At 63.1% G+C, this 14910-nt stretch carries 12 protein-coding genes; 6 read left to right on the top strand and 6 right to left on the bottom strand.

Annotated elements, in window-relative coordinates:
• Window positions 1–8: 8 nt before the first annotated feature.
• Window positions 9–524: a plastocyanin/azurin family copper-binding protein gene (locus FH041_RS09970; protein WP_049696301.1), complete on the bottom strand. Its 516-nt coding sequence runs from the start codon at window positions 522–524 to the stop codon at window positions 9–11.
• A 185-nt stretch (window positions 525–709) separates the two neighbouring features.
• Here FH041_RS09970 and FH041_RS09975 point away from each other — a divergent pair, with 185 nt between their 5' ends.
• Together FH041_RS09975 and FH041_RS09980 are read left to right on the top strand one after the other, a co-directional pair.
• Window positions 710–1390, top strand: coding sequence for a heavy metal response regulator transcription factor (locus tag FH041_RS09975; RefSeq protein WP_027915076.1), 681 nt, complete (start codon window positions 710–712; stop codon window positions 1388–1390).
• Window positions 1387–2736: a heavy metal sensor histidine kinase gene (locus tag FH041_RS09980; RefSeq protein WP_028687359.1), complete on the top strand. Its 1350-nt coding sequence runs from the start codon at window positions 1387–1389 to the stop codon at window positions 2734–2736. The genes FH041_RS09975 and FH041_RS09980 overlap by 4 nt, the downstream gene beginning before the upstream one ends.
• Before the next feature lie 8 nt (window positions 2737–2744).
• On the opposite strand, the gene FH041_RS09985 is transcribed toward FH041_RS09980, so the two are convergent.
• Genes FH041_RS09985 through FH041_RS09995 form a run of 3 tightly spaced genes read right to left on the bottom strand, consistent with a single transcriptional unit; the run spans window position 2745 to window position 5987 of the window.
• Window positions 2745–3986 (bottom strand): lipoprotein-releasing ABC transporter permease subunit, encoded by a 1242-nt coding sequence (locus FH041_RS09985; protein WP_023534194.1) that lies wholly within the window; start codon window positions 3984–3986, stop codon window positions 2745–2747.
• A 59-nt stretch (window positions 3987–4045) separates the two neighbouring features.
• On the bottom strand, window positions 4046–4729 hold the full coding sequence (gene lolD, locus FH041_RS09990) for a lipoprotein-releasing ABC transporter ATP-binding protein LolD (protein ID WP_174435400.1): 684 nt from the start codon (window positions 4727–4729) through the stop codon (window positions 4046–4048).
• Window positions 4730–4736: 7 nt separating this feature from the next.
• The gene (locus tag FH041_RS09995; protein ID WP_028687360.1) at window positions 4737–5987 is read right to left on the bottom strand and encodes a lipoprotein-releasing ABC transporter permease subunit; all 1251 of its coding nucleotides are present in this window, start codon (window positions 5985–5987) and stop codon (window positions 4737–4739) included.
• 93 nt (window positions 5988–6080) lie between these two features.
• On the opposite strand from FH041_RS09995, the gene FH041_RS10000 reads away from it, so the two are divergent.
• Both FH041_RS10000 and FH041_RS10005 read left to right on the top strand, forming a co-directional pair.
• Complete coding sequence (locus FH041_RS10000) at window positions 6081–6665, top strand: PilZ domain-containing protein (protein WP_028687361.1); 585 nt, start codon at window positions 6081–6083, stop codon at window positions 6663–6665.
• Window positions 6666–6693: 28 nt separating this feature from the next.
• Window positions 6694–7416 carry a glycerophosphodiester phosphodiesterase gene (locus FH041_RS10005; protein WP_027915081.1) on the top strand — a complete coding sequence of 241 codons (723 nt, stop codon included), beginning with the start codon at window positions 6694–6696 and terminating at the stop codon, window positions 7414–7416.
• Between the two features lie 42 nt (window positions 7417–7458).
• Here FH041_RS10005 and sthA read toward each other — a convergent pair whose 3' ends face one another.
• The gene (gene sthA, locus FH041_RS10010) at window positions 7459–8853 is read right to left on the bottom strand and encodes a Si-specific NAD(P)(+) transhydrogenase (protein WP_023534167.1); all 1395 of its coding nucleotides are present in this window, start codon (window positions 8851–8853) and stop codon (window positions 7459–7461) included.
• 397 nt (window positions 8854–9250) lie between these two features.
• Window positions 9251–10714 carry a glyceraldehyde-3-phosphate dehydrogenase gene (locus FH041_RS10015; protein ID WP_027915082.1) on the bottom strand — a complete coding sequence of 488 codons (1464 nt, stop codon included), beginning with the start codon at window positions 10712–10714 and terminating at the stop codon, window positions 9251–9253.
• Window positions 10715–10882: 168 nt separating this feature from the next.
• On the opposite strand from FH041_RS10015, the gene mfd reads away from it, so the two are divergent.
• A complete protein-coding gene (gene mfd / locus FH041_RS10020; protein ID WP_140174534.1) occupies window positions 10883–14332 on the top strand; it encodes a transcription-repair coupling factor in 3450 nt (1149 codons plus the stop codon).
• A gap of 9 nt (window positions 14333–14341) precedes the next feature.
• Window positions 14342–14908: a peptidoglycan binding protein CsiV gene (locus tag FH041_RS10025; protein WP_027915084.1), complete on the top strand. Its 567-nt coding sequence runs from the start codon at window positions 14342–14344 to the stop codon at window positions 14906–14908.
• The last annotated feature ends 2 nt before the right edge of the window (window positions 14909–14910 follow it).

Below are 14910 nucleotides of genomic sequence, written 5' to 3' on the forward strand. Positions count from 1 at the left end.
AGCGCCCCTCACTCGATGGTCAGCGGCCCAACCATGCCCGCTTGGTAATGGCCTGGCACATTGCAGGCGAATTCGATGGGTGCAGAGGCCTTGAAGGTCCAGGTCAACTCAGCGCGCTGGCCAGGCATCACCAGCACCGTGTTACCGCCGCCATGCCCATGACCTGCACCGTGATCGTGCCCGCTCATGTCGCCATGCCCCATGCCCTGCTCATCTGCGGCTGCATTGAACAGCTTGGCTTGCATGGCAACCATCTGTTTTTGATGTTCGGCATGCATGGCTTTGTCACCCAGGTTGAACTCGTGGGGCAACTGCCCCTCGTTGATCAACACGAAGCGTACCGTCTCACCTGCCTTGACAGTGAGGCTGGCGGGCTCGAAGGCGATATCCTTGAGCCGCACTTCAACCGTACGGGTGGCCTCCTCGGCTGGTGCAGGCTCACCGAAAGCTAGCGGGTGTGCGGTGCCTGCCTGGGCAAAACTACTGGCCAGCGTCAGTGCGCAGGCAATGATAAAGCGAGACATCGAGGCTCCCATGCGTTGGATTGAACGGCGCCAGATTAAGCCCACGCGACTGCCATCAAGCTGACCGCTGCATTACAAGCGTGTCAGTTTGGTTCAATGCCGCACAGGTCACGTATGATCCTGGCACCCACGCGCCGGCTGGACCTCACTGCGGCGCGCCGCATCAACCGCCGGAGCTTGCCTCAATGAAACTGTTGATCGTCGAAGACCAGGCCCGTACTGGCCAGTACCTGCATCAGGGCCTGAGCGAGGCCGGCTTCACGGTGGAGCTGGCCACCGACGGCGAAACAGGCCAGTTTCTGGCCCTGACGGGCGATCATGACCTGCTGATCCTGGATGTGATGCTGCCAGGGCGCGACGGCTGGCAGATCCTCAAGGCCGTGCGGCAAGCCGGTATCGATACGCCCGTGCTGTTCCTGACCGCCCGCGATGCCGTCGAGGACCGGGTACATGGCTTGGAACTGGGCGCTGATGATTACCTGATCAAGCCATTCGCCTTCTCGGAGCTGCTAGCGCGCGTGCGCAGCCTGCTCAGGCGCGGCTCCACGCCCAGTGCCGATACCTTGCTGACGGTAGCAGACCTGCGCCTTGACCTGATTCGTCGACGTGTCGAGCGCGGCGGCCAGCGCATCGACCTGACCGCCAAGGAGTTCGGTTTGCTCGAACTGCTGCTGCGCCGTCAGGGCGAGGTGCTGTCCAAGGCGCTCATTGCGTCCCAGGTTTGGGACATGAACTTTGCCAGCGACACCAACGTGATCGAAGTGGCCATCCGCCGACTGCGGGCCAAGGTGGACGATGCCTACGAGGACAAGCTGATCCATACGGTACGCGGCATGGGTTATGTGCTGGAAGTGCGCCCATCGTGAGGCGCCGCATTTCGCTGACCAGTCGCCTGGCGCTGCTGTTCGCTGCCTGCACCGCTGCGGTTTCGCTCGGGGCGGGCCTGGTGTTCAATCAGGCCAGCGAGCAGCATTTCATCGAACTTGACCAGCAGTTGCTGGCCTCGCGCTTGTCGTTGTTGCGCCGTCACCTGACGGACGTCGGCACGCAGGCCGACCTGCAAACCCGCCTGCCGGCCCTGCGCGAGGAGCTGAGCCATCAGGCCGACCTGTCCGTGCGGGTCACCTCGGGCGGGGGCGTCACTTGGTTCGAGAGCCAGGCCGGCCTCCCCCCGGCGCCCTCCTCCACGGGGTTGAAGACGCTGCATGCGCAGGGCACTGACTACCGCAGCCTTGCTGTGGCGCTGATGCCCGATAGCGCGAACTCACCGTACCTTGTGTTATACCTTGACATCACCCATCACCAGCATTTTCTGCAAGGCATGCAGCGCCTGATCTGGCTGACAGTCGGACTGTCGGCGCTGGTCACCGCCCTGCTGGGCGCCTGGGCGGCGCGCAGCGGCCTGCGGCCCTTGAGGCAGATGGGCCGCATCACCGCACGCGTCTCTGCCCGTTCGCTCACCACCCGGCTACCCGTGGAGCAAATGCCCGCCGAACTGGCTCAATTGGCTGACAGCCTCAATGCCATGCTGCAGCGCCTGGACGATGCGTTTCAGCGCCTGTCGGCGTTTTCGGCCGACATCGCCCATGAGCTGCGCACGCCGCTGTCCAACCTGCTGACCCACACCCAGGTCACCCTGACTCGCCCACGCAGCCTCGACACCTACCGAGAGGCCTTGCACGACAACCTCGAAGAATTGCAGGCGATGGCGCAGATGATCAATGACATGCTCTTTCTCGCCAAGGCTGACCAGGGACTACTGACACCAGGTGACACCCCACTTGCCCTGCATGATGAAGTGGATTCTCTATTGGAGTTTTACGCCCTGGCTGCTGAAGAAGCGGCCGTGCAGCTGACACGCGAGGGACAGGCGTGGCTGCCCGGCGACAGGACCATGCTGCGCCGGGCGCTCTCCAACTTGCTCGACAACGCCCTGCGTTTCACGCCGACGGGGGGACAGGTGCGGATCACGCTGGCGACAGGACCGCGCATCACCGTGAGCAATACCGGCAGCGCCATCGAGGCGACGGCATTGCCTAGGCTGTTCGATCGTTTCTACCGGGTGGACCCGTCCAGGCATGAAGGCGGGGGCGAACATGCCGGGCTGGGCCTGGCGATCACGCGGTCGATCGTGCAGGCCCATGGCGGGCGGATTCAGGTGGCGTGCGAGGCGGGGTGGACCCGCTTCACGCTCGATTTCTCAGGCCGGTAAAGGCTTGGTCAAACCGCCAGGCCAATGGCCGGTTGTACCTGGGAAGCCCGGTAGGCTGGGTAGAGGGTAGCCAGGAAGCTCATCACCAGCCCTGCCGCGCAGATCATCACCACATCTCCGCTTTGCAGCTCCGAGGGCAGGCTGCTGATGAAGTACACGTCGGAGGTGAAGATATGCTGACCGCTGATGCGCTCCAGCCAGCCCACGATCTGGCTCACGTTGAGCGCGGCGATGACCCCGAGCACCCCACCGATCAGCGTGCCGACGACGCCGATCAAGCTGCCCTGGACCATGAATGTCCCCATGATCTGCGCAGGCGTAGCCCCCAGGGTGCGCAGGATGGCGATATCCGGCCCTTTGTCGTTCACCACCATGACCAAGGTGGCGATGATGTTGAACGCGGCCACGGCGATGATCATCAGCAACAACAGGCCGATCATGGTCTTTTCCATCTTCATGGCGCTGAACAGGCTGCCTTGGGTGTGGGACCAGTCATCTGCCCGGTAGCCTTCGCCTAGCTGCGCTGCGATGGCCTTGGACACTTGCGGGGCGGCATACAGGTCATGCAGTTTCAGCCGCACACCTTGAACCTGGCCGGGTGCCCAACGCTGCATGGTCGCGGCATCGGCCATGTGAATGTAGGCCTGGGAGCCATCGAGCTCGGCGCCCACCTTGAAAATGCCCACCACGGTCAAGCGCTGCATGCGTGGGGTGATCCCGCCAGGCTCGCTGCTGATCTCTGGCACGATCAAGGTCAGTTTGTCCCCGGTATTCAGGCGAAAACGGCGGGCCGTCAGCTCGCCAATCACCACGCCGAACTCGCCGGGCTGCAAGTCCTGCAAGCGGCCCTGAACGATGTGCCGCCCTACGATCGAAACCTTGTTTTCCTCGGCCGGATCGATACCGCCCACCTGAATGGGTTGCATGGCGCCCTTATAGGACAACATGCCTTCCATCTCGGTGATCGGGGCCGCGGCAACCACGGCAGGGTTTTTCATGGCCGCATCGGCCACCTGCTGCCAGTTGTCCAGCGGCTGCTGGCCCAGAATGGCCGCGTGGGGGACCAAGCCCAGGATGCGCGAGCTCATTTCGCGCTGGAAGCCGTTCATCACCGACAGCACCACGATCATGGCCAGCACGCCCAGGGACAGGCCGATCATCGAGGTCATGGAGATGAACGAGATGAAATGGTTGCGACGCTTGGCCCGGGTATAGCGCGCGCCGATGAAGATGGGCAGGGGTCTGAACATGTGCGAATACACCCAATCAAAACAGGTCGCGGGATGAAAGGGTCATCCCGCTCGGTCGGTCAGATCGCCACCAGGTGGCCATTGTCGAGTTTCAGTACACGGTCCATCTGACGCGCAAGGCTCAGGTCGTGGGTCACCACCAGGAACGCCGTGCGCGAAGCACTGGACAGTTCCTGCATCAATTCCTGGATGCCTTGGGCAGTGTGGTGATCGAGGTTCCCGGTGGGTTCGTCCAGCATCACAAGGCCCGGGCGGTTGACCAGCGCACGCGCAATGGCCACCCGCTGACGCTCACCGCCAGACAGCTCGGCCGGCTTGTGATTGAGGCGATGCCCCAGCCCAACGCGTTTGAGCAGCGCCTCGGCACGTTCACGCGCCTCTGGGATAGCGGTACGGCCGATGAGCAGCGGCATGCACACGTTCTCCAGGGCCGTGAATTCGGGCAGCAGGTGATGAAACTGGTACACGAAGCCCAACTCGCGGTTGCGCAGCAGGCCACGGGCGCGCTCGCCCAACGCCGACAGCTCCTCGCCGGCCAACCACACGCTGCCCTGTGTGGGGCGATCCAGGCCGCCCAGCAGGTTGAGCAAGGTGCTCTTGCCCGACCCCGAACTGCCGACGATGGCGATGCGCTCGCCGGCGTGCAGTTCCAGGTTCAGGCCAGACAACACCTGCACCGACTCGGGGCCCTCGTCGTAGGACTTGCCCAGGTTGCGGCAACTCAGAACGGCTTTATCACTCATGCGCGACTCACTCATAACGTAACGCCTCTGCCGGCTGGGTGCGTGCCGCACGCCAGGCAGGGTACAGGGTGGCGAAGAAACTCAGGACCAATGCCGCACCACAGACCATGTACACGTCCTGGGCTTGGATCTGCGAGGGCAGGTAATCGATGAAATACACGTCGGCGTTGAGGAATTTGTGGCCGATCAAATGCTCGATCCCGGCGATGGCCGTACTGACGTTGAGCGCGGCGATGATGCCCACCACGGCGCCGATCAACGTGCCCACGACACCGATCACGGTGCCCTGCACCATGAAGATGAGCATGATCTGCCCGGGGGTGGCACCCAACGTGCGCAGAATGGCGATGTCCCCTCGCTTGTCGTTGACCACCATCACCAGCGTGGAAATGATGTTGAACGCGGCAACAGCGACGATCAGCAGCAACAGCAGGCCGATCATGGCTTTTTCCATGCGAATGGCCTGGTAGAGGTTGCCATGGGTACGAGTCCAGTCGCGGCTGTAGAAGTCCTGGTCGCCCAGCTGTTGGGCGATGTCGTAAGCCACCCGCGGGGCCTGGAACAGGTCATCGAACTTCAAGCGCAGGCCCTGCACCTGGTCGGGCTTCCAGCGGTGCAGGCGCGACAGGTCGGCGATGTTGGTCAGCCCCAGGTAACCGTCGATTTCGCCGGCCCCCACATGGAAGGTGCCGACCACGGTGAAGCGCTTCATGCGCGGGAACATGCCGGCCGGTGTAACGCTGACTTCCGGGGCCACGAAGGTGAGTTTGTCACCGACGGCCACGCCCAGCTTGGCTGCCGCCTTGTCGCCGATCATGATGCCCCACTCACCGGGCGCCAATTGGTCCAGCTGGCCCTGCTGGACGAAGTTATCGATGATCGACACCTCCCGTTCCCGGGCCGGATCGATGCCGTTGAGCAACACCTTCTGCACCTTGCCGTCATGGGTAAGCAAACCCTGCATCTGGGTGAAGGGCGCGACCGCCACCACCTGCGGATTCTGCTTTACTTGTTCGGCAAGGGCAGGCCAGTCGGCGATGGGCTGGCCGCTCTCGAGCGTGGCGTGAGGGATCATGCCCAACACGCGGGTGCGCATCTCGTGGTCGAACCCGTTCATCACCGACAGCACCACGATCATGACTACCACGCCCAGGGCGAGGCCGATCATCGAGGTCAGGGAAATGAACGAGACGAAGTGATTGCGACGTTTGGCACGGGTATAACGCGTGCCGATGAATGCGAAAAGAGGTCTGAACATGTCGGGGCTTGTTCGGATGGAAGGGAACGTCCTTGTGGCGAGGCGCCTACGGCGGCTTTACACTCGGACCACCGCCGCTACCATGGGTTCGCCATGACGACATTAGACGAAGAAGATCGCCGCGAATACTACCGCATTGCTGATCGGATCGCACTTCAAATCAGCCCATTGAGCGCGGCCCAAGCCCTTGATCCAGATGTGTTGCAGGATGATTCCCCACTGTTCAATCTGCTCAGCGAGCTGCACCTGGCCGACTTCGAGGCCCAGCACCTGCTGCGCCAGCTCAGCGACAAGGACCGCACCCTCGCAGCGTTTCTGCGGGTACAGAACAAGCGCCTGGACGTGCTCAGCGCCGTGGTCGCCCATACCCTGCTGGGCGAGGTAGGCCAACCGCAGGCAGTGGTGATGTCCGAAGGCGGCCTGGAGTGCGTCCAGCCAGGGCCTTTTGCACCGGGTACCCAAGTGAAGGTACAAATGGTGCTGATGCCACGCGCCCATGGCCTGCTGTTGCGTGGCAAGATCACCCATTGCGAGGCCAGGCCCGAGGAGGGCTTCGAGGTCGGCATCGAGTTCATCGACATGGTCGATGCCCAGCGCCAGCTGCTTGCCCGCTACATCCTGCAGCGCCAGCAGCAGCAAAGACGCCAGCAACTGGAACAGAACGCCCCATCATCCTGACTCCATTTTTCTCACTGAAGGAACGAACGTGACCCTGATCTATGGCCATCGCGGCGCCAAGGGCGAAGCGCCCGAGAACACCCTGAACAGCTTCCGCCAGTGCCTGTCCCACGGCATCATGCGCTGCGAGCTGGATCTGCACCTGTCGGCCGACAACCAGCTGATGGTGATCCATGACCCTACCCTCAAGCGCACCACCGGCAAGCGCGGCAAGGTGGTCGAGCACCCGGCCGAAGACCTGGTCAAGCTCGACGCACGTCAGGGTGGCCCGGGCTGGGTCCAGCCCTGCCCCATCCCACGCCTGGAAGAGTTGTTCGAGAAATGCCCGTTCGAGCACTGGCAGCTGGAGGTCAAGAGCGCCTCGCGCACCCGCGCAGCCAGCACGGTGCTGGCCATTCGCGAACTGGCCCAACAGTTTGGCTTGTTGGACAAGGTAACGATCACCTCCAGTTCACGCGAAGTGCTGGGCGCCGCTCAAGAACTGGTGCCGGATGTGCAACGCGGCCTGGTGGCCGAGTACGCCTGGCTCGACCCGCTGAAAGTTGCACAGAACTATGGTTGCCAGATGCTGGCCTTGAACTGGACGCTGTGCACCCCGGAACGCCTGCAAAAAGCGCAAAAGCAGGGCTTGCACGTGTCGGTATGGACGGTCAACGAGCCGGCACTGATGCGCCGGCTCGCTGATTTTGGCGTGGACAGCCTGATTACAGACTTTCCCGGTTTGGCCAGGACCACCCTCGGGCAGGGTTGAATTCGGTCTCTCCGACCGGCTCAGGCCACCGGTCGGAGCCGCTCAAAAAAGCCGGTTCAGACCGTCATAGGCCGCTACCCGATAGGCTTCGGCCATGGTCGGGTAGTTGAACGTGGTGTTCACGAAGTACTTGAGGTTGTTCAGCTCGCCCGGCTGGTTCATCACCGCCTGACCGATATGCACGATTTCCGACGCCTGATAGCCGAAGCAGTGCACACCCAGCACCTGCAGCGTCTCGCGGTGGAACAGGATTTTCAGCATGCCCTGGGGCTCACCGGCAATCTGCGCCCGGGCCATGCTCTTGAAGAAGGCCTTGCCCACTTCATAGGGCACCTTGGCCTGGGTCAGTTCCTGCTCGTTCTTGCCGATCGAGCTGATCTCCGGAATGGTGTAGATACCCGTCGGTACATCGTTGACGAAACGCCAGCTGCCGTTGTCGACGATGCTCCCTGCGGCCGAGCGGCCCTGGTCGTGCGCGGCACTGGCCAGGCTTGGCCAGCCAATCACGTCGCCGGCGCCGTAGATGTTCGGCACGCTGGTGCGGTAGGCCTCGTCCACTTCGATCTGGCCGCGGCTGTTGACCTTGATGCCGATGTTCTCAAGCCCCAGCTTGTCGGTGTTGCCGGTACGCCCGTTGCACCAGAGCAAGGCATCGGCCTTGATCTTCTTGCCCGACTTCAGGTGCAGGATGACACCGTTGTCCAGCCCCTCGACCCGCTCATAATCTTCGTTGTGGCGCACGGTGATGTTGTTGTTGCTGAAGTGGTAGCTCAGGGCCTGGGAGATTTCCGAATCCAGGAAGCTGAGCAATTGCCCACGGTTGTCCACCAGCTCGACCAGCACACCCAGGCCGCTGAAGATCGAGGCGTACTCGCACCCGATCACGCCGGCGCCATAGACGATCAGCTTGCGCGGGGTATGGCTCAAGCTGAGGATGGTGTCGCTGTCGTACACACGCGGGTGGTTGAAGTCGATGTCTGCTGGCCGGTAAGGGCGCGAACCGGTGGCAATGATGATGTGCTTGGCGTTGAGTTTTTCTACCACGCCATTGGGGCAGACCACTTCGACGGTCTGCTCGTCGGCGAAGCTGCCGGTGCCGAAGAACAGGTCGACGCGGTTGCGGGCATAGTAGCCCGTACGCGAGGCCACCTGTTTGGCGATGACCTTCTCGGCGCTCTTGAGCACGTCCGGGAAGGAGAACCAACGCGGCTCGCCGATGGCGCGGAACATGGTGTTGGTGTTGAACTGCATGATCTGCCGCACCGAGTGACGCAGTGCCTTGGAGGGGATGGTGCCCAAGTGGGTGCAGTTACCCCCGACCTGGCGGCGGGTGTCGACCATCGCCACCTTGCGCCCTGCTTTGGCGGCGTTCATTGCCGCACCTTCCCCGGCTGGGCCGGAACCCAGCACCACTACGTCGTAGTTGTAGACAGCCATGCGTACTCCTTCAGAACTGGCCCGCAAGCCACGGTCGCTTGCGGCGCACGATCATGCCGCCTGGGCGCCATGAGAAAAAATCGGGTGCAGTCTAATCAAGCATGAACGGCGCGCACATTAACCCTTGGTCGCGTCGTAGGCCAATTTCGCCCGCACTACATAAACCACCTTCTCCTTGGCGGCAATCATCCTCGTCCCCGCTTTCGATCACCTTTCACTACCTGCTCAGGCGAAAAAACCGCTCAGGCACCTGCCAAACGGCGGTCATTGTCCCTGAAATGTCGCGTTGAGTCACTCGGTGCCCCCTGCGCTCTGCGAGTACAAGCACCCGTGCCCGGCCGCCCAAACGAAAACGGGAACCCGAAGGTTCCCGTGTGTTCAGCGTCTGAACGGCCGATCAGCGTGGAAAGGCAGGTGGGTTGACCCCGGCCATGTCTTCCATCACGCGCACGACCTGGCAGCTGTAGCCGAACTCGTTGTCATACCACACGTACAGCACGACGCGGTTGTCGTTGCAGATGGTGGCTTCGGCGTCTACCACACCGGCGTGGCGCGAGCCCACGAAGTCGGTGGAGACCACTTCCTGGGAGCTGACGTAGTCGATCTGCTTGTGCAGGTCCGAGTGCATGGCCGTCTGGCGCAGGTACTCGTTGATTTCCTCGCGGCTGGTGGCCTTTTCCAGGTTCAGGTTGAGGATGGCCATCGACACGTTCGGCGTCGGCACGCGAATGGCGTTGCCGGTCAACTTGCCCTTGAGCACTGGCAGGGCCTTGGCGGCGGCGGTGGCAGCACCGGTTTCGGTGATGACCATGTTCAGCGGCGCGGCGCGGCCACGGCGGCTGCCCTTGTGGAAGTTGTCGATCAGGTTCTGGTCGTTGGTGAACGAGTGAACGGTTTCGACGTGGCCGTTGACGATGCCGTACTGGTCGTTGACGGCCTTGAGCACCGGCACGATGGCGTTGGTGGTGCAGGAGGCGGCGGAGATGATCTTGTCATCGGCCGTGATCTCGCCATGGTTGATGCCGTGCACGATGTTCTTCAGGGCACCCTTGCCAGGTGCGGTGAGGATCACGCGGCTGGCACCCGGGCACGCCAGATGCTGGCCCAGGCCGTCGGCATCACGCCATACGCCGGTGTTGTCCACGATCAGCGCGTTGTCGATACCGTACTGGGTGTAGTCGACTTCGCTCGGGTTCTTGGCATAGATGATCTGGATCAGGTTGCCGTTGGCCGTCAGGGTGTTGTTGGCTTCGTCGATGGTGATGGTGCCATCGAACGGCCCGTGCACCGAGTCACGACGCAGCAGGCTGGCACGCTTGACCAGATCGTTCTCGGCGCCTTTGCGCACGACGATGGCACGCAGGCGCAGGCCGTCGCCGCCACCGGTCTTCTCGATCAGGATACGCGCCAGCAGGCGACCGATACGGCCGAAACCATACAGCACGACGTCGGTGCCCTTGCGCGCAGCGGCGTTCTGCTGGCCCACCACGTCGGCCAGCTCCTCACGCACGAACTGCTCGGCGCTGCGGCCGTTGCCTTCGAGCTTGAACTTGTTGGCCAGCTTGCCCAGGTCGACCGAGGCGGCGCCCAGCTTCAGCTCGCTCATGGCCTTGAGCAGGGGGAATGTCTCGTGAACGGACAGTTCGGTTTCGTCGGTCTGGCGATGACGCGCAAAGCGGTGTGCCTTGAGGATCGAGATAACCGAACGGTTGATCAGGCTGCGGCCATAGATCGAGCTCACCACATTGTTGTTGCGGTAGAGCTGACCGATAAGCGGGATCATCGCTTCAGCCAGGGCTTCACGATCGATCCACTCACCAAGACACTGGTCGGGCTTCTGAGTCACGGGAACCTTCCACATGTAGGGACAGAAAAAAGGGGCTACATTATGACGCCCCGATGCGTAACCGGCAATGAGCGCCTGTCGAGGTCACGCACATCGATCATCCTGCCCCATTGGAGCCTGACAGCCGCCAGCGTCACCGGTACAATCGGTCTCTTTGCCGAAACGCTTGGAGTGCAATCTCCCGTGTCAGTTCTGCGCCTACCGCAACTGTCGGCTACCGCCGGCAAACAAACCTGGGGCAACCTGCCCGGTGCCGCCCTCAGCCTTGCCATCGCCGAGGCCGCCAGCAGCGCTGGCCGCTTTACCCTGCTACTGACGGCAGACAGCCAGGCCGCCGACCGCCTGGAGCAGGAACTGAAGTTCTTCGCGCCCGAGTTGCCAGTGCTGCCGTTTCCCGACTGGGAGACCCTGCCCTACGACCTGTTCTCGCCCCACCAGGACATCATCTCCCAGCGCATCGCCAGCCTGTACCGGTTGCCCGAGCTGAGCCACGGCATCCTGGTGGTGCCCATTACCACGGCCTTGCATCGCCTGGCCCCTACCCGCTTCCTGCTAGGCAGCAGCCTGGTGCTGGACGTGGGCCAGACCATCGATGTGGAGCAGATGCGCAGCCGCCTCGAAGCCAGTGGCTACCGCTGCGTCGACACCGTCTATGAGCATGGCGAGTTCGCCGTGCGTGGGGCCTTGATCGACCTGTTCCCGATGGGCAGCAAGCTGCCCTACCGCATCGACCTGTTCGACGACGAAATCGAGACGCTGCGCACGTTCGACCCCGAGACCCAGCGCTCGATCGACAAGGTCGACTCCATTCGCCTGCTGCCGGCTCGCGAATTTCCGATGCAAAAAGAGGAAGTCACTCGGTTCAAGGCACGCTTTCGCGAGCGTTTCGACGTGGATTTTCGCCGCAGCGCGATCTTCCAGGACCTGGCCAGCGGCATCATCCCGTCAGGCATCGAGTACTACCTGCCGCTGTTCTTCGAAGAAACCTCGACCCTGTTCGACTACTTGCCAGCCGATACCCAGGTGTTTTCGCTGCCGGGCGTCGAGCAGGCGGCCGAGCATTTCTGGAACGACGTGCGTGGGCGCTATGAGGACCGCCGGGGCGACCTGAGCCGGCCCTTGCTGCCGCCGGCCGAGCTGTTCATGCCAGTGGAAGACTGTTTCGCACGCCTCAAGCAGTGGCCAAGGGTGGTGGTCAGCCGCGATGACCTGGACCCCGGCGCCGGGCGCCAGCGCTTCGCCGCCCGCGCCCTGCCCGACCTTGCCATCGAAGCCAAGGCCAACCAGCCGCTGGCGGCATTGGCAGGGTTTCTCGACCAGTTCGATGGCCGCGTGTTGTTCACCGCAGAATCGGCCGGGCGCCGCGAAGTGCTGCTCGAGCTGCTCGAACGGCTCAAGCTGCGCCCGAACACGGTTGAAGGCTGGACCGACTTCGTCACCGGCAACGAACGCCTGAACATCACCATCGCACCGCTCGACGAAGGCCTGCTGCTCGACGATCCGGCCATGGCCCTGATCGCCGAAAGCCCGCTGTTCGGTCAGCGGGTGATGCAGCGCCGCCGCCGCGACAAGCGCGGCGAAACCGCCAACGACGCCGTCATCAAGAACCTGACCGAGCTGCGCGAAGGTGCACCGGTGGTGCACATCGACCATGGCGTAGGCCGCTACCTGGGCTTGGCCACGCTGGAAATCGACGGCCAGGCCGCCGAGTTCCTTACCCTTGAATACGCCGAGGGCGCCAAGCTCTACGTACCGGTTGCCAACCTGCACCTGATCGCCCGCTACACCGGCAGCGATGACGCGCTGGCGCCCCTGCACCGCCTGGGCTCGGAAACCTGGCAGAAAGCCAAGCGCAAGGCTGCCGAACAGGTACGCGATGTCGCCGCCGAGCTGCTCGACATCTATGCCCGCCGAGCAGCGCGCAAGGGTTATGCGTTCGCCGACCCCGCCGCCGACTACGCCACGTTCAGCGCAGGCTTCCCGTTCGAGGAAACCCCCGACCAGCAAGCGGCCATCGAAGCGGTACGCGCCGACATGCTGGCGCCCAAGCCCATGGACCGCCTGGTGTGCGGCGACGTGGGCTTCGGCAAGACCGAGGTGGCCATGCGTGCAGCGTTCATCGCCGTGCACAGCGGTCGCCAGGTGGCTGTGTTGGTGCCCACTACCCTGCTGGCCCAGCAGCATTACAACAGTTTCCGCGACCGATTCGCGGACTGGCCGGTCACCGTCGAGGTGATGAGCCGCTTCAAATCGGCCAAGGAAGTGGCCACCGCCGCGGCCGAGCTGGCCGAGGGCAAGATCGACATCCTGATCGGCACCCACAAGCTGCTCCAGGACGATGTGCGCTTCAAGGACCTGGGCCTGGCCATCATCGACGAAGAGCATCGTTTCGGTGTGCGTCAGAAAGAGCAGCTCAAGGCGCTGCGCAGCGAAGTGGACATCCTCACCCTGACCGCCACGCCCATCCCGCGCACCTTGAACATGGCTGTGGCGGGTATGCGCGATCTGTCGATCATCGCCACGCCACCGGCGCGGCGCCTGTCGGTGCGCACCTTCGTCATGGAACAGAACAACAGCACCGTCAAGGAAGCACTGCTGCGCGAACTGCTGCGCGGCGGCCAGGTGTACTACCTGCACAACGATGTGAAAACCATCGAGAAATGCGCCGCCGACCTGGCCGAGCTGGTCCCCGAGGCGCGCATCGGCATTGGCCACGGCCAGATGCGCGAGCGCGAGCTGGAACAGGTGATGAGCGACTTCTACCACAAGCGCTTCAACGTGCTGGTGGCCTCGACCATCATCGAAACCGGCATCGACGTGCCCAGCGCCAACACCATCGTCATCGAGCGTGCCGACAAGTTCGGCCTGGCCCAGCTGCATCAACTGCGTGGCCGAGTCGGTCGCAGCCACCACCAGGCCTATGCCTACCTGCTGACGCCAACGCGCCAGAAGGTCAGCGGCGACGCCGAAAAACGCCTCGAAGCCATCGCCAACACTCAAGACCTGGGCGCCGGGTTCGTGCTCGCGACCAACGACCTGGAAATCCGCGGGGCTGGCGAATTGCTCGGGGATGGCCAGAGCGGCCAGATTCAGGCGGTGGGCTTTACCCTGTACATGGAAATGCTCGAGCGCGCCGTCAAGGCGATCCGCAAGGGCACCCAGCCCAACCTGGAGCAACCACTGGGCGGCGGCCCGGAAATCAACCTGCGCCTGCCGGCCCTGATCCCCGAGGACTACCTGCCGGACGTGCATGCGCGGCTGATCCTGTACAAGCGCATCGCCTCGGCAGCCGATGAGGAAGGGCTCAAGGACCTGCAGGTCGAAATGATCGATCGCTTCGGCCTTCTGCCAGAGCCCACCAAGAACCTCATGCGCCTGACGCTGCTCAAGTTGCAGGCGGAGAAACTTGGCATCAAGAAAGTCGACGCCGGCCCCAACGGCGGCAAGCTGGAGTTCGAGGCCGAAACGCCGGTCGATCCTCTGACCCTGATCAAGCTGATCCAGAGCCAGCCCAAGCGCTACAAGTTCGAGGGCGCCACTCAGTTCCGCTTCCTGGTTCCAATGGAACGGCCTGATGAGCGCTTCAACACCCTTGAGGCGCTGTTCGAGCGCCTGACACCAAAGCCTGCCTAAGGAAGATCCATGCGCGCCATTCGCTGTCTGACCCTGCTGCTGGTGGCGTTTGCCCCAGCGGCATTCGCCCAGGGCCCGTACCAGGTCGAAATGATCCTGGTACGGCAGAACAACGTACCCGCGTTCACCAGCCCCTTCGCTCCCGAAGACTGGAGCGCTGGGGCGCCACGGCTGGACAAGAGCGCAGAGCAGCGCCCAGCCCTGGAAGACGAGGCCACGCGCCTGGGCGCCACGGCCGACTACACGGTGCTCATGCATCGGGCCTGGCAACAGCAGGTAGGCGATGGGCCCAGTCGCATCGCATTGGGTGAGGGTGCCGAGCAGTTCGGCCATTTCCCGATCGAGGGCAACCTGAGCATCACCCAGGGCCGCTTCATCCAGGTTGAAGCCAACCTCTGGGTCAACCAGCTCGACAGCAACGGCAGCGTGCTGCAGAGCGAGCAGTTTCGCCAGGCCAACAGCAATGTGAAAGGCGGACAACTGACCTACCTGGACGGCGGCCATCTGGCCATGCTCCTGAAGATCACCCCACCCGGCACACCCAAGATGCCATCGCTGGACATGCTGGAGCAGTAGCC

The organism is Pseudomonas sp. SWI7 (assembly GCF_006351945.1).
Lineage (GTDB): Bacteria > Pseudomonadota > Gammaproteobacteria > Pseudomonadales > Pseudomonadaceae > Aquipseudomonas > Aquipseudomonas fulva.